Source organism: Acetobacterium fimetarium (genome assembly GCF_014284475.1).
Lineage (GTDB): Bacteria > Bacillota > Clostridia > Eubacteriales > Eubacteriaceae > Acetobacterium > Acetobacterium fimetarium.
Map to the genome: position 1 here is coordinate 120178 of NZ_WJBC01000005.1, position 21999 is coordinate 142176.

The window sequence follows — 21999 nt, forward strand, 5'->3', positions numbered from 1 at the left end:
AGGGTCCTAATGGCTCTGTCCGCTGTTTTTATAGCAAAGGTGAAAGCATGAATAATGATTATGTTGTTAGAATGAAAAACATCACAAAGGTTTTTGGCAAGGTCAAAGCCCTGGATCATGTGGAATTTTCATTAAAAAAGGGAGAAGTGCACGCCATACTGGGTGAGAACGGCGCCGGGAAAAGCTCACTGATGAATGTTTTAAACGGTATCTATATGCCGGATGAAGGTTCGGTAGAAGTGAAGGGACAGATCGTGAAGATCACCTCCCCCAAAGATGCGCTGAACTTAGGTATCGGGATGTTGCCGCAGCACTATAAATTGGTGGAGGTTTTTTCCGCCATTGAAAATGTTGCCGCCGGCAGCCGGAAGACGCCCCCTTTTTTAAATAAAAAAAAGATTTTAGATGATATGGGGAAATTGATCGACAAATTGGGCATGGATATTGATCCGCATAAAAAAGTATATGAAATGTCGGTGGCTGAAAAGCAGAGTCTGGAAATTTTCAAGGTGCTTTACCGCGGCGCCGATATCCTGATTCTGGATGAACCGACTGCAGTGCTCACTCCTCAGGAGATCAACAATTTATTTGGCATTATCAGAAAAATGGTGAACAATGGCTGCTCCGTCATTATTATTACCCATAAACTGGAAGAGGTCATGGAAATCAGTGACCGGATTACCATCATGCGAAAAGGAACGACGATTCAGACCGTCAATAAAAATGAAACAAATCAGCAGGAGCTGGCGGGCATGATGGTCGGGGATGTCATGGAGCTCAATGTTCCTTACGTTCAGGTGGAGCGCGGCAAAAAGTGCCTGGAAGTCAAATCACTGACGGCGGTTGACCGGAACAAGGTCAATATCCTTGATCATGTGAGTTTTGACCTTTATGCCGGAGAAATTCTTGGGGTTGCCGGAATTGCAGGCAGTGGACAGAAAGAACTCTGCGAAGGCATCGCTGGATTGTACCCGATAAAAAGCGGGGAAGTTATTTTTGAAGGGGAGAACATTGTCGGTAAAACACCGGAAAAGATTTACGACTTGGGGATCAGCCTGAGCTTTGTTCCGGAGGACCGTCTGGGAATGGGACTGGTCTCATCGATGGATATCATTGACAATGTCCTGCTCAAGGACTACCGTAACAAAAAAGGCTGGGGAATTTCCCGGGCTGTTTCGCGTGGAAAAGCCGAAATGCTAGTCGAAAAACTCAATGTTTCAACACCGGCCATTGAAAATCATGCGGTCAGCCTGCTGTCGGGAGGAAATATTCAGAAAGTTCTGCTGGGACGTGAAATTGCCCTTGATCCGAAGCTGATGGTGACGGCTTATGCAACGCGCGGACTGGATGTGGGTTCGTCCCAGATTATTTATGAACTGCTGAATGCTCAAAAAGTCAAAATGAAACCTATTATGTACGTCGGGGAAGATCTGGATGTGCTGATGAATCTGTGCGATCGCATTATGGTATTATGTGAAGGAAAAATTACCGGGATTGTCGATCCCAGAAAAACGACCAAAGAAGCTATCGGGCTGCTGATGTCCGGGGTAATGGATGAAGGTGGAGAGAAATGATTCATATAGTTAAAAAAGAGGTTCCCAAAACCCGGGATAAAATGATCATCCGGGTTGCCGCAATTCTTGCCGCTCTTCTCGTGGCATCGATCATTGTTATTTTTGCCGGGGCAAATCCGCTGCAGTTATATTTCGGAATACTGCAGGGATGTTTCGGCAGTGTTCACCGGTTTGCCGCAACCATGGAAAAAATGGTCCCCTTACTCGTGCTTTCATTAGGGGTAATGGTTGCTTTTAAAATGCAGTTCTGGAATATTGGAGCGGAAGGTCAGTTTTTGATGGGCGCAGTCGGTGCGACGCTCGTGGTCAGGTTGCTGCCCAATCTACCACTGCCGATCATGCTGCTGTGCATGATGATCCTTGCTTTTGTATTTGGGGCAGTCTGGCTGATGATTCCAGCCTTCTTCAAAGCCCGTTTCGGCACCAACGAAACGCTGTTCACACTGATGTTGAATTATATCGCGCTGACCCTGGTTACGGCACTGCAATATGATTTTTGGAAGGACCCTGCAGCAAGTGGGATGCCTAAAATTGCAAATTTGCCGGACAATGCGCTACTGCCTACGGTGAGTGGATTTAATCTCAGTATTTTTTTCGTTGTCATTATTGTGCTGGTGATGTATTTTTTTATGAACAAATCAAAAAAAGGGTTTGAGATAGCCGTGCTGGGCGAAAGCGAAAACACTGCCCGCTATATCGGCCTCAACATTACGAAAACAATTATGATTGCCGCGCTGGTCAGCGGCGGCCTTTGTGGCCTGGTTGGCATGTTTCAGATCAGCGGCGTGAGCGGTGCCCTTTCGGTTGAAATCACCGGCGGCCTCGGCTTTACCGCCATCATTGTCGCCTGGCTTTCCGGGCTTAAGGTGCCTTTTGTCGTGACCAATGCATTCTTTTTTGCGATCCTGCTTCAGGGGGCATCTTATATTCAGACGGCATTCCAGATTCCAAGCTCGGTGGCAGAGATGATTCAGGCGATCATCCTGTTCTTTATTCTCGGCAGCGAGTTTTTACTGCGGTATCGGTTTGTGCGGGATCAAACGGAAAGCGAGGTTGCTTAAATGGAATTAGTATTTTTCTTATGTGCGGCTGTTAAAGCCGGAACGTGTCTGCTTTACGCAACCCTGGGAGAGATTATTTCTGAGAAAGTCGGTCACTTGAATCTCGGTGTTGAAGGAATGATGCAGATGGGGGCGGTCATCGGTTTTATTGCCGGCTTCACGTTTGGCAATCCGATTGCAGCGGTTCTCTGCGCCGCTCTGGCCGGAGCGGCCGGGGCGCTGATTTACGCTTTGCTGACAGTCAGTTTCAAAGCCAACCAGACGGTTACCGGACTAACGCTGAGTATCTTCGGGGTTGGGTTTGCCGCCTTTTTTGGCAGAGATTTTGTGGGGAAAAAAGTGCCGGAAGCCATCACGACCTTTTTTCAACCGGTCAGATTGCCGGGGTTGGGAAATATTCCCTATATCGGAGATATATTTTTCAATCAGAGCGTCTATGTGTATTTTTCATATCTCCTTGTCATCGCCATCTATATTTATCTTTACAAGACAAAATGGGGGCTCAACACCCGAATGATCGGTGAGAACCCGGTGGCCGCTGATGCGAGCGGGATTTCGGTTGACAAATATAAATATTTCAACATTCTGCTTTCCGGTGCACTATGTGGACTGGGCGGAGCCTTCCTGTCACTGGTTTATATCAGTGTTTATCCGGTGGATGTTGTCGGCGGACGGGGCTGGATTGCCGTGTGCCTGGTTATTTTTGCGATGTGGAATCCCGGAAAAGCGATGCTGGGCGCCTATTTCTTCGGAGCCCTGGATATCGCCAGCTTCTGGCTGCAAAAGTACAGTCTTCCTGTTTCGATCTATCTGTTTACGGCATTGCCGTATCTGGCGACGGTTTTTGTTTTGGTCTTTACATCGATGCGAAAGAACGGAAATAAAAAAGAACCGGCTTGGTTGGGGAAAAATTACTTCAAAGAAGATCGCTAGAACACCAGTTTGTTCACCGTGATCGGACAATGTTACTAAAAAAACTAAGAGCCCGTCTTCAAAAAGATTGCAGAGACTGTAGACAAAGAACTAACGCAGTACCGACAATTGTTACATCGTGTTGGTTGCATCAGAACGGATATCTCGAAGAGTGTCCGAGCTGCAGCAACCAACTGATTAACAATTGGTCGGTACGGAGCTTGTCGACAACCTGAGTCCGTCTTCAGAGAAGACGGCTCTTTTAGAATATCAAATAATGGTATAATTTCTGATACGCTAGACAAAGTACGGGAGTTCTCGACAACCCCTGAAATTATGGTATAATTTCTAAGAGAATTAAAAGGAGCTGAAAGAATGAAGGAATTAATTTGTAAAACGGAAAATATGCACCAATACCCAATAATTATCGAAAAAGGACTTAAAGGGCGTTTGTCGCAAATGAAGGCTCTTTTTTCACAGTACCATAAAGTTGTGATTATTACCGATAAAAACGTGGCAAAACACTATTTAAGCGATGTTGAACGCCAGGTCCGACTGGCCGGGCCGAAAGTTTACAGCATTGTCATTCCGCCGGGAGAACAAAGCAAATGCCTGGATGAAGCGGCCGGAATCTATGATGAACTTGTCAAGTGCAATATTACCCGCAGCGATGCGATCCTGACCCTTGGGGGCGGTGTTGTTGGTGATTTGGGCGGTTTCTGCGCAGCAACCTATCTCCGGGGGATTGATCTGATTCAGGTACCGACGTCATTGTTGGCGCAGGTTGACAGCAGCGTCGGCGGAAAAGTCGGAATTGATCTGGACTTCGGCAAGAACCTGGTCGGTGCTTTCCATCAGCCGCGGGCCGTTCTCATCGATCCGCTTTTTCTGGAGACGCTGGAAGATCATTTTCTGATTGATGGCATGGCCGAGGTCATTAAATACGGCTGCATCAGCAGCGCGCCGCTGTTTGTCAAACTGATGGGCTATTCCTATCATGAAGACCTGATGGAGGACATGGAGGATATCATTGCCAAATGCTGTAAGATCAAACGGGATGTGGTTCAGGCCGATGAGCATGAACAGGGACTGCGGCGGATATTGAACTTCGGACATACCGTTGGCCATGTGGTGGAGACTTATTTCAAATTCAAGAAATATTCGCATGGAGAAGCCGTGGCGATCGGAATGGCGCAGATTACGAAAAAGACCGTTGCGGAAGGAATTTCTCAGCCTGACACCTATAAAAACGTCATCGAGATTCTGGAAGCCTACGGACTGCCGACCAAACTGCCCAAAATGCCGTTGGATAAAGTTCAGGAAATTCTGTTTACCGATAAAAAATTCGAGAATGACGCACTTTACATCTGCGCCCTGGAAAAAATCGGCAAAGGCCAAATTGTGAAAATACAAAAGCAGCAGGCCATTGAGCTGTTCAGATAATCAGTTTATGTTATAGAAATAGATGAGGATTAAGATGAAGACTATTGAGATCAGCCCCGCCAAACTGCGGGGCAGTTTGGAAATTCCCCCATCAAAAAGTGTGAGCCATCGAGCGATTATTTCAGCCGGTCTGGCAAAAGGCCGAAGCGTCATTTCCAATGTGCTGCTGTCACAGGACATGATTGCCACCTGTAAAGCGATGGAAGCTTTGGGTGCCGTCATCGCGTATCAGGAAGAATCAAATCAGCGCTATACGTTGATCATTGAAGGCGGCGAACCGCTTCAATTAAAGACGGATGCGATTGAATGCAATGAATCCGGATCGACCCTGCGTTTTATCATTCCGCTTGCGCTGCTGCAGCCCAAGCGGGTCATTATTACCGGAAAAGGGCGGTTGGTGACTCGTCCGATGGAACCCTATTACAAGATCTTCAGGGAAAAATCAATCACTTTTGAACACTTAATGGATGGCCAGGATTTGCCGCTGGCACTGGAAGGCGAATTGAAACCCGGCACTTATCAGATCGATGGCGGCGTCAGTTCCCAGTTCATTACCGGGCTGCTTTTCGCACTGCCGCTGCTTTCAGGTGATTCAGTCATTGAATTGACATCCCCCCTGGAATCAAAACCCTATATTGATATCACGCTGGACGTTTTAAAATCCTTCGGGATTGCGATTGTCAATGAGCATGATCAGTGTTTTTACATCAAAGGCAACCAGGCTTATTCACCCTGTGATTATCGGGTGGAAGGTGACTTTTCCCAGGGGGCGTTTTGGCTGGTCGCCGGCATCATCGGAGAAGCCATCGAATGCCGGGATCTGAATCCTGATTCCCGGCAGGGAGATAAGGTGATTGTCGATATCATCAAGGCCATGGGTGGCAATATCCAGGCAAAAGCCGATACGTTGGTGGTTAGACATTCGATAACCACAGGCGTGACGATCGATGTAGCGCAATGCCCGGATCTGGTTCCGATATTAGGGGTTCTCGGCAGTCTGAGCGCGGGAACAACGACGATCATAAATGGAGAGCGGCTGCGCTTTAAAGAATCCGACCGGTTAATGGCGACCGCAGATGTGATCAATGCTTTAGGCGGCAATGTTACCGAAACGGCAGATGGCCTGATCATTCAGGGGGTGGAAAACTTCACCGGCGGAAGCGTCACGAGTCATAATGATCATCGTATTGCTATGGCGGTGGCGGTGGCCTCCATCCGAGCTGAGGGGAAAATCATCCTGGCTGGAGCAGAAGCCGTCAATAAGTCATATCCGCATTTTTGGAAAGATTTTGAAAGACTGGGAGGTGAAGCTGTTGGGATCGACCTGGGGAAATAAATTCAAAGTAGCGATTTTTGGAGAGTCTCACGGAGAAGGAATCGGCGCTGTGATCGATGGTCTACCAGCCGGTATTGATATTGATCCGGAGCGCATACAACAGGAACTGAACCGCCGGGCAGCCCGGGGAAATCCCCTGGCGACACCGCGAAAAGAAGGCGACCGGATCGAGATTCTCAGTGGTGTGTTCAACGGAAAAACAACCGGCGCACCGCTGGCGGGATTGATTCGAAATGAAAACACCCGCTCCGGCGATTATGCAAAAACAAAAGACCTGATGCGCCCCGGCCATGCCGATTATGCCAGTAGCATCCGTTATCATGGCTTTCAGGACTATCGGGGCGGCGGACATTTTTCAGGCCGTCTGACGGCGCCACTTGTTTTTGCCGGAGCAGTCGCAAAAGCAGTCTTGCGAGCCATCGCACCCGAGATTGCCATCGGCAGCCGAATCATCGCGATCGGCACAAAAGAAGACCAGAAAATAAAAAACTGGAAAGAATATGAAGCGCTGACAAAGGGCTTCATAAATCCTGAGTTTCCGCTCTATACACCGGAGCTCGAAGCAACGATGAAGCAGGAAATCATCGCCGCAATGGAAGAAGCGGATTCCGTCGGCGGCGTGGTCGAAGGTTTTGTCACCGGATTGCAGCCAGGCGTTGGAAATCCGTTCTTTGAATCCATCGAAAGCCGTCTTGCTGGTCTGCTGTTTTCTATTCCGGCAGTAAAAGGTGTTACCTTTGGCGCTGGATTTGAGATCGCGTCCAGGCATGGTTCGGAAGTCAACGACCCACTGGCGATCAATGGGTCGAAAATCGAAACTTTAAGCAACAACAATGGTGGCATTAACGGCGGCATTTCAAATGGCATGCCAGTTGTTTTTCAGGTCGCGTTCAAACCAACGCCTTCGATCGGAAAAGAACAGCAGACCATCGATTTGAAAAAAATGGCAGCTGCGACGTTAAGCATACAGGGCCGGCATGATCCCTGCATTGTGGTCAGGGCTTTTCCGGTAGTAGAGGCCGTAACGGCCATCTGTTTGGCAGATTTTTTAATATAAAGATGGGGGGATTGGATGTGACACTGGAAGAAATAAGAACGACGATTGATGCGATTGATGGTGAAATGCGTGTCCTTTTCGAACGAAGAATGGATTGCATTCAGGCAGTTGCTGAATATAAATACAATAATGATGATGAAATATTCGATCACAATCGCGAAGAATGCGTCCTTGAAAAAAACTTAAATCAGCTCAAAAACCAAAAATATGCCAAGGCATATGAGCTTTTTCTGCATGAAATCATGGATACCAGCAAGGTCTATCAGACACAATGGATCAATGATCAGAAAAAGAAGATGAAGGTCGATGAGCCATGAGTAATCTGATGATGTTTGTGATTATTGTGGCAATTGTGGTGCCGGGATTTTTTATTGTTAACCGAATGGCCAAAACGCTTTACTCAGAGAACAGCAATTTAAATAAAAAGTCCAAAAAGCGTTATGGAGTTCAACGTTTTGAGGAGGGGCTTCAGAAAGTAAATGAGAAGTTTCAGGAAGAAGCCGCCGAAAATGACAAAAGCGATGAAGTTGATCTGGAAAAAGAAGATCAAAAAGCGCTAAAACAATAAACGGGAGCACAGATAGAATAAAAAGGCACTCTTTAAGGGTAACGTTAATATTGCTGCAGTCAACATATTACAATAAATAAAAAGCCTTAACGAGCTGGATGTTAAAATGCCGAAAATTATGCAAAATCATTTTGTTTTTTAAAAAAAACAGCTTTAACATTTGGATATGATTATATATAATATCTACAGTTAACTTTAATTTGGAAAGATTTATTTTGGACTGCATAAAAATGCGTGCAAGAAAGTAGAAGGTAATATGAAAAAGTTTAATAAAGTACTCATTGCGAATCGGGGAGAAATTGCCATTCGAATTATTCGGGCCTGCCAGGAGTTGGGCATTCACACCGTGGCTATTTATGCCCAGGAAGATAAGCTCTCGCTGTTTCGAACGAAGGCGGATGAGTCCTATCTGATTACCGGAACAACCGGACCGGTTGAAGCTTATCTGGATATGGACAAAATCATCACCCTGGCAAAGAAAAAAGAAGTCGATGCCATCCATCCCGGATACGGTTTTCTGTCGGAAAATCCAGTTTTTGCAAAACGCTGCGAAGAGGAAGGTATTGTTTTCATCGGACCGACCCATGAAATGATGGAAAAAATGGGCGACAAAATTCAATCAAAGATTGTGGCAAAAAGCGTGAATGTGCCCACCATCCCTGGCGTTGAGAAACCCATCACTTCAGATCAGGAAGCGATCGAGTTTGCGAATATAGCCGGATATCCGATCATTTTAAAAGCGGCTGCCGGCGGTGGCGGTCGTGGTATGCGAATCGTTCGGGATGAAAAAGATCTGCTGAAAGAATTTCACTCAGCTACCAGCGAAGCAACCAAGGCCTTCGCCGACGGAACCATTTTTGTGGAAAAATATCTGGAAGAACCAAAGCACATCGAAGTTCAGATTTTAGGGGATAATTACGGCAATGTTGTTCATCTCTTTGAACGGGACTGCTCCATTCAGAGACGGCATCAGAAAATTGTCGAATTCACACCATCTCTGAGCATCACGGAAGAACAGCGACAGGCAATCTGCCGGGATGCCATTAAACTGGCGAAAGAAGTGAATTACCGAAATGCCGGGACCATCGAGTTTTTGATGGATAAAAACGGCGATCATTTCTTCATCGAAATGAATCCGCGAATCCAGGTCGAGCATACAATCACCGAGTTGGTCACCGGCATTGATCTGGTGCAATCCCAGATTCTAATTGCCCAGGGTTTGCCGTTGCATTCGGAAGAGGTCGGCATTCCGAGTCAGGATTCCATTAAAACCCGCGGGACGGCGATTCAGTGTCGGATTACAACGGAAGATCCCAGAAATCACTTTATGCCGGATACCGGACGACTGGATGTCTATCGAACCGGTAGCGGTTTTGGGATCCGACTCGATGCCGGAAACGGTTTTACGGGAGCGGAAATTTCTCCTTACTATGATAGTCTGCTGGTCAAAAGCACCGCATTTTCCCGAACCTTTGAGGATACCCGACGCAAAGCCGTTCGGGCGCTTAAGGAAATGAAAATTGAAGGCGTGGAGACAAACAAGGACTTTTTAATCAATGTGCTTCAGCATCCGACTTTCATAGCCGGAAAATGTGATACGAAGTTTATCGATGATCATCCGGAATTGTTTGATATCGCTGAGCAGAAAAGTGAAGCGTCGAATGTGCTGCGTTATTTCGGAAATATTATTGTCAACGAAACCTTTGGAAACAAACCTGATTTTGACGAACCCTATATTCCATCCATTTCAGTGGACACAGATTTCACCGGAACCAAACAAATTCTGGACGAACAGGGGCCCGACGGCCTGGTCAAGTGGGTGAAGAACCAGAATAAACTGCTGCTTTGCGATACGACATTCCGGGATGCGCATCAGTCCATTGCGGCAACCCGTGTCAGAAGCCGGGATATGATCAAGATAGCCAGGGAAACAGCGGCACTGGCGCCGGATCTTTTCTCACTGGAAATGTGGGGCGGGGCAACCTTTGACGTTGCTTACCGCTATCTGAAAGAATCGCCCTGGAGACGACTGGATGAATTGAGAAAGCGGATTCCCAATGTTTGTTTCCAGATGCTGCTGCGCGGGGCAAATGCCGTCGGGTATAAAAATTACCCGGATAACGTCATTCGTGCCTTTGTTCAGGAATCCGCAAAATCCGGGATTGATGTTTTCCGTATTTTTGACTCCCTCAACTGGATGGATGGGATGAAAATCTCCATCGACGAAGTGCTGAAAACAGGTAAAATTGCCGAAGTCAGCATGTGTTATACCGGTGATATACTGGATGAATCGCGAACCAAATACAATCTGGATTATTATGTCAGAATGGCGCATGAAATTGAAGCAACAGGAGCCCATATTTTAGCCATCAAAGATATGTCAGGGTTGCTGAAACCGGCAGCGGCCCATAAACTGATCCGTACGTTGAAAGAAGAAGTCAAAATGCCGATTCATCTTCATACTCACGATACCACGGGAAATGGTGTTGCCACAGTGCTCATGGCATGCATGGCAGGAGTGGACATTGCCGATGCGGCTTTTAACGGCATGAGCGGATTAACATCGCAACCGGCATTAAACTCCATTGTTGCGGCACTGAAAAATACACCGCGAGATACCGAATTAAATGAGGATGATCTGCAGTTGCTGTCAGATTACTGGGGCACAACGCGACAGGTGTATGGAAACTTTGAATCAGAAATGAAATCCGGATCCACCGAGATTTACAAATATGAAATCCCCGGTGGACAGTATTCAAATCTGCGAGCTCAGGTGGAAAGTTTTGGCCTGGGTCATAAATTCAAAGAAGTGAAAGACAAGTACAAAGAAGCAAACCTGATGCTGGGTGATATTGTAAAAGTAACCCCAAGCTCCAAAACCGTGGGAGACCTTGCTATTTTCATGGTTCAAAATGGTTTGACGGCTGATAATATTAAGACAAAAGGCAAAGACCTGGCGTATCCGGACTCTCTTGTTGACTTTTACAGCGGGATGATCGGTCAGCCGGAAGGGGGATTCGATCCGGAACTGCAGAAGATTGTTTTAAAAGGAATCGAACCCATTACGATCCGTCCGGGGGCGTTACTTCCAGACGAAGACTTTGATGCCATCAGAAAAGAGTTCATCGATGAGTATGATTACAAACTGGATGATCGTGAAGTACTCAGTGCCGCACTGTATCCAAAAGTGCTGCGGGAATACATGGATTTCATCCGGGATTACGGTGATTTTATGCGGATGGAAAGTCATGCTTTCTTCTTCGGACTGAAAAAAGGCGAAGTCATCGATGTGGAAATCTCCAAGGGAAAACGTCTGGTCATCAAATTTGTCACCATGGGTGCGCCCAATGATGAGGGGATGGTTCCAATTATGTTTGAAGTGGACGGTTTCCGCCGGGAAATTTATATCGAAGATAAGCGCAGCCTTTCGGCTAAACAAAAAGTGACCATGCTTAAGGCCGATCCGAAAAACAAAAAGCAAGTTGGTTCGGGTATTCCGGGGACGGTGCTGAAAGTGCTCGTTAATGAAGGGGATGCGGTCACCAGGAACCAGGCGCTGGTTATTGTTGAAGCCATGAAAATGGAAACAGAGATGGTGGCCAGTGAAGATGGTGTCGTGAAGCGGATCTATGTTTCAGAAGGACAGAGTGTTCAATCGGGAGAATTGATTGTTGAAATGGAGTAGAAAACTCCTTTTCAACCAAATGATATAACATCAGCTTAATCTTAAGCGCAGAAACTAAAAAATATCCATTGCAATGACTGATCATTGTAATGGATATTTTTGTTTGCCTAAAGAAACTATTTCAATAAATAGGGGCGGCTGACCGCCGTGGTTGGAGAACAGCCGTACTCGGCATTGGTAATTTCGACATAATAACAGGTGCTGCCCGACGGATCTGGAGCCGTTACATTGAGGGTTTTGTCGGTCGCACCGGCAATGGCAGTACCATCGGCAGCGACGGCTTCGGGGCTGGTAAACCACTGATAGGTTAAGGTCCCGTCATCAACGCTGGCTTCGACAGTAAGGGAAACCGGAGAACCGGCTGTGATCAGAGACGTACTTTCGGGTTCGGAAGTGATCTGGGGCAATTCGGACAAAGCTGTCGGACTGGCAGGATCAGATCCCGTTACAACAATGCCGGCCAGCTTTGTCACCGTTTCCGCATTGTCCGCTGTTATCGTACAGTAATAGTAGACCGTACCGGATGTTTTTGATACCCCCGGGTCATAAGTTGACTCGGTTGCTCCGTCAATGGTGGTATCAACCGTGTTGATGCGTTTAAACCACTGGTAACTCAGCGTTTTCCCCTGTGAGACCGTTGCATCGACACTGATTGGAGCAGGGTTGCCGTTCAGGTAAATGCGCTGGGAAGATAAACCGGAAGTAACCGTGATGACTGGCTGTGATCTGACCGTCAATTTAATCGTTGGCTGGATACCATCATAATTAACGTAGCCGTCAGGCATGGTCAAGGTGCCGACATAAGTCGATTCGCCAACCTTCTTATTATCAGCGGATTCCGGCGCCCAGTTTACAGAGCAGGAGAAGACGTCGCTGCTGCCATAACCTTGTACCGTCACGCAAATCGGAAGTGTGTAATCGGCATTGTAATCGATGGTTTCCGAAACTGAATGATTGACGGCATCGATGGAGTCGATCATCGTGACCGCGGTGATGCTGGTTTTAACGGTAACCTTGCAGAAAGCGGTTTTATCACCATCAGCGGTTCTGGCGACAATCATGACCTGGCCATTGGAAACCGGTGTAACAACGCCATTGTAGACAGTGGCAATACCGGGATTTGCCGATTCCCAGACAACCGCTTTATTGGTTGCATTCTCGGGACGAATGTCGGCGCTTAATATCAGAGTATTGCCCATCAGCACATCCGCTTCAATGGGTAAAACCTGAATTCCTGTTACCGAAACGAAAGCGGGTTCATCGGAAGGTTCGGTGACTGGCACTTCATATTTGGGATTAATCAGATTGCCTGACGTGCTGGATTCAGAGTACCAGAGCGTATCGGCACGGGTGTCCCCAGTGGCATAGGTGGCGCTGAATGATGTTGTGCCGGAGCTGGATGAACCACCGGTTGTAGCGGCTTGAGACGTGCTTTTGGATACCATCAGACCGCCGGAAGGATCATTGACCAGCGGCGTTGTTGTGACAGCCAGGGTGCCGGGGGTAATGGTGCCGGTAATGTTTGCGGCATTATTGGTTGTGGCGCTGGTGATACTGCCTTCACCGGTGATTTCCACGCGGGCATCCGCCCCAAGGGAAGCGACGACTGCGTTATTGCCAAGCTTGACGGTGGTGCCTTCACCGGCGCCGGTAATAATCAACGAACCGACGTTGGCATTGAGAGTCAGGGCAACCTTGGATCCGGCCTGTATTTTTTCTACAGCAGCGTTGGCGACAAGTGTTGAGCCGGCAGCATCAGGACCAAATGTGACGTTCCTGATCGCGGTACTCAGCGTAATATCGGCAATGCCGTTGGCCTGAATATTGGTAATGGTGCCATTGTCCTGCGAGGTGACAGCGATCCGGCCGTCTGTTTTTTCGGCGATCAGGTTTGTAATCTGGCTTTTCTCACCAGCGACGACGGTGCAGACTGATTTGGCATCGAGGGTAGTGACTTTTGCATCGCCCAGCAGAATGACTTTCGTCCCGGGTTTCTCAACCGTAATCTTCTGGTAGGCGCCGCTGCTGATATAAATGGTGTCGCCCCCATAGACGAATAACTCACCCGCCACGTTACAGGAAGTAAGATGGGTTTCGCCATCGGTAACCGAGTCGGCTACGGTAACATTTCCGGTGAAGGTCGCGTTTTCAATGGTAACGCCCGAAACGGTAATCAGAGCGTTCTGGTAGGTCGCGGTCTCGCTGTAAGTGCCGGCTGCGCGATAGGTTTTCATGTCGTTTCCGTTCTGGCCATTGTCCCGGAAAAATATGATTGCGGTAAGGAGGACTAATAGGATAATAATAATAGAAATAATCGGTTTCTGCTTCATGACATTCCTTCCCTTTTTCTTATTTCGATGTATGCATATAATGCTTACATTTGACTTAATTCAAGTGTCTTAAGTCTACCACAATAAATGCACGATGTAAATAGAATGTAAACAAGTTGTAAAAGAAAAAATAATGATGTAAAGAAAATAGAATGATGCATCGAAAATATTGCTAAATGGTGATCAAGACTGATGCATCCTGATTTTCAAGGGTTCATATTAGTGCCGCATTGTGGCGCTCGAACCGTCGCTTAAAAACCGTTTCCCATTGAAAAACAGAGCGTCTGGAGATTTGTAACAACTTGATAATTTCAAAGTATATCGTTGCGAATAAAAAATTAATATGATATCATAAAGAAAATGTATTGATGCCTGCCGCTACACCAGGTTGAGATGATAAAAAATCATCCTGGCGGCAGATGTTAATCCGCGATCAGTTCACAGAAAACGCTTCAGAGAGGGATTTTATAAAAAGCTTCAAATTTATATTCGGGTGATAGCATTGAGAAATATTCACAATCTTTGCATATCCATAATCCAAAGATGTAAACGATGAATTGATGATTTGCGGCTGAATCCACTCCCTGTATTGTAACAAAAAATAAAAATCCAATAATCAAAGAGGAGAAAAAAATGAATATCGAGTTTAGAACAGAAAATGAAAAAACCATCGTGGATATGGAAGGGCGTTTGGATACAAATACCTCTCCGGGTTTTCAAAAAGACCTTGAAGCTTACTACAATCAGGAAGGTTTTAACTTAACCCTTGATTTTGACAAATTGGATTTTGTCAGCAGCGCCGGATTGCGTGTTTTGCTGCTGATTCAGAAGAAGGGAAAAGCACTGAATGGCAATATGGTGATTAAAAATGTAAAACCTGAAATTCAGGAGGTTTTCAACATGACCGGTTTTTCGGAAATTCTGACGATTGAGTAAGCAAAGATTGAACGGAGTAAGGGAAGATAAAATGGAAAAAAATTTGATGCAAACAGAAACCTTCAACGAAATAATTTCTGGAAACATTCAAAAGAGTATTCCGGAAATATTAAAAGAAATGCCGAATGAAAAACTGATCCAGTTTTTTTTCGAAATAAAGAAACATCCTGAAGAAATGCAGAAAGCCGTTCTTTTGGATATCTTAAAACACGCAGAAAAGAGTGAATTTGGCAGGAAATTTGGATTTGAAGATATCAAATCCATTGCAGCATTCAAACAAACGGTGCCAATTTCAAATTATGATGACTATCAGCTTTATATTGAGAAACTCAAGGCTGGTGAACCGGATCTTCTGTTCGCGGGCAAAACGGCGAGTTTCATTGCAACCAGTGGCTCCACCGGCGTTCCCAAGCTGATTCCTGAAAGTAAAAATGGTGAGCTGGTCAAGGGACTGGTTTCCCAGGTCCGCGCTATTCTGCTGCTGATGATGGCACCGGAGGTGATGGCGCCGGACAAAAAAATTCTCGCCATTGCCAATCCTTCCGAGTATGCAAAGACGGAAGGCAACATCTCGGTGGGGTCAGCCTCCGGCCAGGCGGCCAAAGATATTCCGGTCGAGCTCCAGAAAAAAATGGCGCTGCCCGTTGAATTGATTCTGGCCAAAGATCTCGGCAATGAAGCCACTGATTATCTGACGATCCGGTATGCGCTTGCGGAGAAGAATCTTGCCGGTGTCGTATGCAGTAATATTGCCCACTTCAATATTCTACTCAAAAAAATGAACGCATCGGTGGCTGATCTGGTGACAGATATCCGCGATGGTGGGATCAGTGCTAAAATAAACATTGATGATGAATTGCGAGCAAAGCTGGTTTCAAAACTTAAGCCCAACCCGGAACGAGCTGCAGAACTGGAAAAAATAGTAAAGAGCCGCAGCGGTTTGGATGTCGGCTCAATTTGGCCATGCTTTTCTGTCGTCTCCTGCTGGATGTCGTCTACTGCCCAGAGAATTGTAAATGATGTAAAAAAACAGTTGCCTGAGCATGTGAAATTTCTGGAATGGGGATACGGAGCCAGCGAAGGCAAATTTAATATACCCGATAAAGCGTGTGATCCGGCAGGACTCCTGGCTCTATTTGGGTATTTTTTTGAATTCCTGCCGATTGGCGAAGAAAAAACACTGCAGGCTGATGAACTGAAGCAGGGAGCGTATTATGAGCTGATCATCACCTCCTATTCGGGGCTGTACCGCTACAATATGAAAGATATCGTCTTTGTCGACGAAACGATCGGCCTGTCTCCGAGAATCGTTTTTGTCTGCAAAGCATCAGAAAAACTTGCAATTGATGATTATGAGATGGCCGTTTATGAAATAGAAGAAGCGATCAGAACAGTCTCAGAACAAATCAATGAAGAGATCCGTTTTTATCAGGTGCTGGCAGACGAAAAACAAAACAGACTGGTCTTTATCGTCGAACCGTTTTCAGAAGATATTGACGGGGAAGCTTTTCAGCTGGCACTGGAAAACCACATCATCGCTCATCATGAAAAATACGGTAACAAACGGAAATCTCAGGAACTGGCGGCACTGCAGGTCCTTGTGATGAAGGACGGCTACCGTGATTCTTTGTTTACCCGGTCAATTCTGCCGGGAAAAAATGTTAACCAGACGAAACTGAAAACAATTGTGAAAGAATTCCCCGAAAATGACTATATAAAGAATTGGCCAGGAGGAGAATCATGTTAAAAGTAGTTCCCAAATTAGTGTATTCCACGCTTATAAAAAAGGGGAATAAGAAAATTGCGAAATTCGATGAACTGACAAAAAATGCACCCCAAGTCAATAAACAGTTGATGCTGGATTTGGTGAAGCGAAACGCCAGCACCGAGTTTGGCCAGCAATACAATTTTGAACAGATTGATTCGCTGGAGGCCTATAAAGCGAAGGTGCCGTTTTCAACCTATGATGACTATGCCCCCTTCATCGAACGGATGATTAAAGGCGAAACAGGGCTCATCACCAATGATCCGATTGTTCATTATGCCCTGACTTCAGGAAGCGTGGATAATCCCAAGCGGATTCCGGTTTCGGAACAGACGGTTAAAACCTATCGCGAATATGCGACGCATTACAGCTTTGCGGTCATCAGTCAGGCGATGGCAAACAAATGGAAAAAAGGCCGCGGCCTGAATCTGATGGAAGTTAAATTTGAAACCCTGCCCAACGGACTGTTTGCCGGATCGATTTCCGGCAGAGGGGTGTACAGCATCAAAGATATGCTCTTTCTGATGTTCACATCGCCCAAAGAAGTGGTGTTTCCGGAACATATCATGGATTCCAAATATGCGCATCTGCGGTTTGCCCTGACGGATCGTTCGCTTTCGTATATTGTTTCGGCCTTTATGACGGCAGTTTCAGATTTGATGAAATATCTCGAACTCAACTGGGAGCTTCTGGTCGATGACATCGAAAAGGGCACCATCAATCCGGAGATAAAAATCCCGGACGATGTCAGAGCCCAGTTGCAGGTATACATCAAACCTGATCCCAAGCGGGCGGCTGAATTAAGAAGGGAATTTGAAAAAGGCTTCACAGATCCGATCATTCCCAGAATCTGGCCGGAATTTACCTTTGTTCATGCCATCGGAAGCGGCGGGTTCTCTGTCTATACCGACAAAATGCGCCACTATTTGGGCGACATCCCGATTTATTTCAGCGTTTATGCGGCGTCAGAATCGATTATGGCGATCTGTCATGAGATGGAATCCCAGGAGTTTGTGTTGATTCCGGACAGCGCTTTTTATGAGTTTATCCCGATGGATCGGGAAGACGATTCGGAAGAAACGCTGACAATGGATCAGCTGGAAACAGGCAAAGACTATGAAATCATTCTGACCAATACTTCGGGATTTTACCGTTACCGAATCAAGGATGTGGTCCGCGTGGTGGGGTGGTATCAGAATTGCCCGAAAATACAATTTGTCTATCGATTGAATCAGATGGTCAGCATCGCCGGCGAAAAGACGACCGAAGAGTGCATCTCATGGGCCGTAAAAGAATTTGCCAAGGAAGCCGGCTGCCAGCTCGTTGACTACAGCGTCTATGCCGATACCATGGTTTCACCGGGCCGATATATCATCTTCATGGAGACCGAAGAACGGCTGGCAAAAGAAAAATACCGTGATTATCGCGACATCATCGAAAAGAAATTAAGCATTGCCAACCCGTCGATAGGCAAAAAAGTGAAAAGCGGCATCTTGAGTCCATCAGAAATTACCTTTGTGCAAGAAGAAACCTATGCTTTATATCGTGACCTGATGATTCACCGGGGGATTTCCGGCAACCAGCTGAAACCCGTCCGCGTCATCGATACGCTGATTAAAGAGAACTTCTTTTTTGCATTGGTTGACAAGGAGCAGTAAATGATAAGCTTACTCGTAAGATATTTAAAGGATTATCGCAGCCAGATGATCCTGGTATTTGTTTTTGTCCTGAGCCAGGCGGCCTGCCAGCTTTACCTGCCGGTCATGATGGGAAATATCGTCGCCGATGGCGTGATAAAAGGGGACACTGCCTATATTTTCAAAAGCGGTTCGATGATGCTCGGTGTTTCGCTCGTGGCCGCAGTTTGCATGGTCGCATCCAGCTATTATTCGGCCTATGTTACGGCATCCTTTACCAGTGGCATCAGAGCTGATGTCTTTGACAAAGTCAAAGACTTTTCCCAGACCGATTTTAACCGCTTCGGGGGCGCAACCCTGCTGACCCGGTCAACCTCGGACGCCACCCAGATGCAGATTGTTGTCATCAACGGGCTGCGTTCATTGCTGCTGATCCCGATCACCGGAGTTGGTGCGCTGGTTATGGCTTTCAGAGAAAACATAACCCTGACGCTGGTGCTTTTGACGTCATTTGTTCTGACCATGGGGATCATTGTCATCACGACATCGAGAAGTATGCCGCTGTTTAAAACCATGCAGGAAAAAGTGGATCGCTTGAATCTGCTGATTAAGGAGAAACTGACCGGAGTCCGCTCGATTCGGGCCTTCAACCGGCAGGATTATGAAACCGAAAAGTTTGGAAAAGCCAATCAGGAAGGTATGGATGCGGCCCTGAAAGCAAACTATGCCGTCGCATTTTTTTCGCCGCTGATGCAGCTGATGATGAATCTGACAATGGTTCTGATTTTGTGGCTAGGCTCAAAGGAAGTGCAGCAGCAGGTTGTCCAACTAAGTGATCTGATGGTATTTATTCAATATGTGCTGATGTTTATGTCGGCATTAAGCCTGGTGTCCGTGCTGCTGATGGCATACCCGCAGGCTCAGGTATCGGCCAATCGGGTCAGGGAAGTCCTGGATTGCGACTTTTCAATCAAAGACCCGGAGAAACCGCAAAAATTGGAAAATGTGAAAGGACGGATCGAATTTAAAGATGTCTCCTTTGGCTATAAAGGGGCGGAGAATAATGTCCTGAGTCACCTCAATTTTGTCGCGGAGCCGGGGAAAATCACCGCGATCGTCGGCGCCACCGGATCTGGAAAAACGACCCTGGTGAATCTGATCATGCGACTCTATGAAGTCAGCGAAGGCGCCATCACAGTTGATAATACGGATATTAGAGATTGCACCCAGCATGATCTCAGAAGCGTCATTGCCTATTCGCCGCAGGAATCGATACTGTTTGGCGGCTCGGTCATTGACAACATTCGCATCGGCAAAGAAAACGCATCGGAAGAAGAGGTCAGCGCGGCGCTGATTCTTGCGCAGGCCGCGGATTTTGTCAACGCCAGGGAAAATCAGATGATGAGTACGATTTCTCAGGGTGGCTCCGATCTTTCCGGCGGACAGCGGCAGCGGCTCAGTATTGCCAGGGCGGTTGTCAAAAAAGCACCGATTACCGTTTTTGATGATTGCTTTTCAGCTCTCGATTTCAAGACGGATTCACTGGTGCGAAAAGGCATCAGAGAAAATTTCAGCAATAAAACCGTGCTGATGGTGGCACAGCGAATCAGCACGATCCGCGATGCCGATAAAATTCTTGTGTTGGACAATGGCGCCATCGTGGGGCAGGGAAAACATGAGGAATTGGCAAAAGACTGTTACGTCTATCAGGAAATTCTGAAATCCCAATCCTATCGCGAGGAGAGGGGTGAATCACTATGAAGCAACAATCAAAACGCAAATACAGTTTTGGAACGATTGTCGGACGCTTGAAAAATTATCTGAGCGATAAAAAGTTGACGGCTTGCTGCGTTGCCGTTGCACTGGTTCTCAGCACCGTGTTTGCCATTTTTGCACCGATTGTGACCAAATATGTTACCGACAGCATTGCAAACAGTGTCGCACAAAACGCTGAAATTGATTTTATTTATATTGGAAAGCAGCTGATCCTGCTGGCGGTACTTTATGTCCTGAGTGCCGGCCTGGTTTATTATGCTACCCGAAGAACGACCTACCTTTCCCAGTTGATGATCAAACGACTGCGAGAAGAAATCCAGGAAAAACTCAATAAGCTATCACTCAATGTGATCGACCAGAATGAAAGAGGGGATCTTTTATCGCGCGTGACAAATGATGCGAGCACTCTTTCGGGTGCGCTGGAAGGCAATCTGACCCAGATCATTGTCCAGGGAACGACCATCATCGGCATTATCATCATGATGCTGGTGCTGAACATTCAGTTGAGCCTGATCTTTTTTGTTGTGATGCCGTTGTCCTATTTTATCATGAAGCTTATCACTAAAAAGACGCAGGTTTTATTCCGCAGACAGCAAAAAGAGCTGGGGTCTTTGAATGGCCTGATTGAGGAAGTCTATGATGGACATCTGATTGTCAAATCATTCAACTATGAGGAAAAGGCCGCCGGCAAGTTTGATGATATCAACCAGCGCTTTTTCAAGTCCTACCTGAGTTCCCGATTCTATTCCGGTTTGACATCGCCGCTGATGAAGCTGATCAATAATATCGCCTATATCGCAATTTGTGTGATCGGTGGTATTCTGGTTATTGCCGGTGGTCTTACCATCGGTGGCATTCAGGCATTTCTGATGTACGCCAACAACATTGCCAGTCCGATTGCTTTGATATCCAATAATCTGAATTTTCTGCAGTCCGGCGCGGCTGCCGCGGAGCGGATCTTTCAGCTGCTGGATGAAGAAGAAGAAAAAGAGGATACCGGAACTGCCGTCCTGGCAGTGGAAAATGCCCAAGGCAGCATTGCGTTTGAACATGTTGAATTCGGATACATTCCCGAACGAACGCTGTTTCATGATGTGTCGCTGAAGGCCGAACCGGGAGAAATTCTGGCAGTCGTCGGGCCCAGCGGAGCCGGCAAAACAACGCTGGTCAATCTGCTGATGCGGTTCTACGAAATCGACAAAGGCGCCATTACCATTGAGGGGCTGAATATCAGCGATTTGACGAGACAAAACCTCAGAAGTGCGTTCGGGATGGTGTTGCAGGACACCTGGCTTTTCGATGGCACAATTGAAGAAAATATTGCCTACGGAAAAAGCGGGGCAACCCGGGAGGAAGTGATTCAGGCGGCCAAAAAAGCCCAATGCGATGAATTTATTCGTAAACTGCCGGCCGGCTATGATACCCGAATCGGCGGGGATTTCACCACTTTGTCAGAAGGTGAATGTCAGCTGCTGGCCATCGCCAGAACGATTATTGCCGATCCCAAGGTTCTAATCCTTGATGAAGCAACTTCGTCAGTGGATACGCGAACCGAAATTCTGATTACCCAGGCGATGGAAGAAATGATGAAAGGCCGGACGACCTTTATCATAGCCCATCGGCTCTTTACCATAAAAAATGCCGACAAGATTATTTTCATGCAGGATGGCGATATTCGCGAAGTCGGCAGTCACAGTGAATTGATGAATAAAAACGGCTTGTACGCAAATCTTTACTTAAGTGCGTCAGATAATTGATCGGTGATTGCAAAACGCTAAAGATACGAACAAAAGTAGCTTTGATGTCGGTTTCCGCAACCAATTTGGTAACGTGTAGGCGAACAGTCGATAGACTGTCCGCCGTACAGTGTACAAATTGGTTCGCGCAAACCGGCAGCGAAGCACACGGTAGTTTTGTAA

At 46.7% G+C, this 21999-nt stretch carries 15 protein-coding genes; 14 read left to right on the forward strand and 1 reads right to left on the reverse strand.

Translation table 11 applies throughout. The features are described 5' to 3' along the window. Window positions 1-47 precede the first annotated feature (47 nt). The 9 genes from GH808_RS05330 to GH808_RS05370 all read left to right on the forward strand — a co-directional run bounded on the left by GH808_RS05330 (window position 48) and on the right by GH808_RS05370 (window position 11636). Entirely contained in the window at window positions 48-1574 is a 1527-nt protein-coding gene (locus GH808_RS05330; RefSeq protein WP_186841745.1) for an ABC transporter ATP-binding protein, read from the forward strand. Beyond that, on the forward strand, window positions 1571-2635 hold the full coding sequence (locus tag GH808_RS05335; protein ID WP_186841746.1) for an ABC transporter permease: 1065 nt from the start codon (window positions 1571-1573) through the stop codon (window positions 2633-2635). The genes GH808_RS05330 and GH808_RS05335 overlap by 4 nt, the downstream gene beginning before the upstream one ends. Further along, window positions 2636-3568 carry an ABC transporter permease gene (locus GH808_RS05340; RefSeq protein ID WP_186841747.1) on the forward strand — a complete coding sequence of 311 codons (933 nt, stop codon included), beginning with the start codon at window positions 2636-2638 and terminating at the stop codon, window positions 3566-3568. It abuts the gene before it with no gap. A gap of 354 nt (window positions 3569-3922) precedes the next feature. Beyond that, a complete protein-coding gene (gene aroB, locus GH808_RS05345) occupies window positions 3923-4990 on the forward strand; it encodes a 3-dehydroquinate synthase (protein WP_186841748.1) in 1068 nt (355 codons plus the stop codon). Between the two features lie 34 nt (window positions 4991-5024). Next, the gene (aroA, locus tag GH808_RS05350; protein WP_186841749.1) at window positions 5025-6326 is read left to right on the forward strand and encodes a 3-phosphoshikimate 1-carboxyvinyltransferase; all 1302 of its coding nucleotides are present in this window, start codon (window positions 5025-5027) and stop codon (window positions 6324-6326) included. After that, complete coding sequence (gene aroC, locus GH808_RS05355; RefSeq protein WP_186841750.1) at window positions 6304-7383, forward strand: chorismate synthase; 1080 nt, start codon at window positions 6304-6306, stop codon at window positions 7381-7383. Before aroA ends, aroC begins: the two co-directional genes overlap by 23 nt. A gap of 17 nt (window positions 7384-7400) precedes the next feature. After that, window positions 7401-7700 (forward strand): chorismate mutase, encoded by a 300-nt coding sequence (locus tag GH808_RS05360; protein ID WP_311135754.1) that lies wholly within the window; start codon window positions 7401-7403, stop codon window positions 7698-7700. Next, window positions 7697-7951 (forward strand): hypothetical protein, encoded by a 255-nt coding sequence (locus tag GH808_RS05365; RefSeq protein ID WP_186841752.1) that lies wholly within the window; start codon window positions 7697-7699, stop codon window positions 7949-7951. The genes GH808_RS05360 and GH808_RS05365 overlap by 4 nt, the downstream gene beginning before the upstream one ends. Before the next feature lie 256 nt (window positions 7952-8207). Beyond that, window positions 8208-11636: a pyruvate carboxylase gene (locus tag GH808_RS05370; protein WP_186841753.1), complete on the forward strand. Its 3429-nt coding sequence runs from the start codon at window positions 8208-8210 to the stop codon at window positions 11634-11636. 116 nt (window positions 11637-11752) lie between these two features. Here the strand turns inward: GH808_RS05370 and GH808_RS05375 are convergent, their stop codons facing one another. Next, complete coding sequence (locus tag GH808_RS05375; RefSeq protein ID WP_186841754.1) at window positions 11753-13966, reverse strand: Ig-like domain-containing protein; 2214 nt, start codon at window positions 13964-13966, stop codon at window positions 11753-11755. A 633-nt stretch (window positions 13967-14599) separates the two neighbouring features. Here GH808_RS05375 and GH808_RS05380 point away from each other — a divergent pair. From GH808_RS05380 to GH808_RS05400, 5 genes are read left to right on the forward strand one after another with little or no spacing between them, the layout of a single operon-like run. Beyond that, window positions 14600-14902, forward strand: coding sequence for an STAS domain-containing protein (locus GH808_RS05380; protein ID WP_186841755.1), 303 nt, complete (start codon window positions 14600-14602; stop codon window positions 14900-14902). 31 nt (window positions 14903-14933) lie between these two features. Then, window positions 14934-16649 (forward strand): GH3 auxin-responsive promoter family protein, encoded by a 1716-nt coding sequence (locus GH808_RS05385; protein WP_186841756.1) that lies wholly within the window; start codon window positions 14934-14936, stop codon window positions 16647-16649. After that, complete coding sequence (locus GH808_RS05390; protein WP_186841757.1) at window positions 16643-18325, forward strand: GH3 auxin-responsive promoter family protein; 1683 nt, start codon at window positions 16643-16645, stop codon at window positions 18323-18325. The genes GH808_RS05385 and GH808_RS05390 overlap by 7 nt, the downstream gene beginning before the upstream one ends. After that, window positions 18326-20065: an ABC transporter ATP-binding protein gene (locus tag GH808_RS05395; RefSeq protein WP_186841758.1), complete on the forward strand. Its 1740-nt coding sequence runs from the start codon at window positions 18326-18328 to the stop codon at window positions 20063-20065. Continuing rightward, window positions 20062-21837 (forward strand): ABC transporter ATP-binding protein, encoded by a 1776-nt coding sequence (locus GH808_RS05400; RefSeq protein ID WP_186841759.1) that lies wholly within the window; start codon window positions 20062-20064, stop codon window positions 21835-21837. Before GH808_RS05395 ends, GH808_RS05400 begins: the two co-directional genes overlap by 4 nt. Window positions 21838-21999 lie beyond the last annotated feature (162 nt).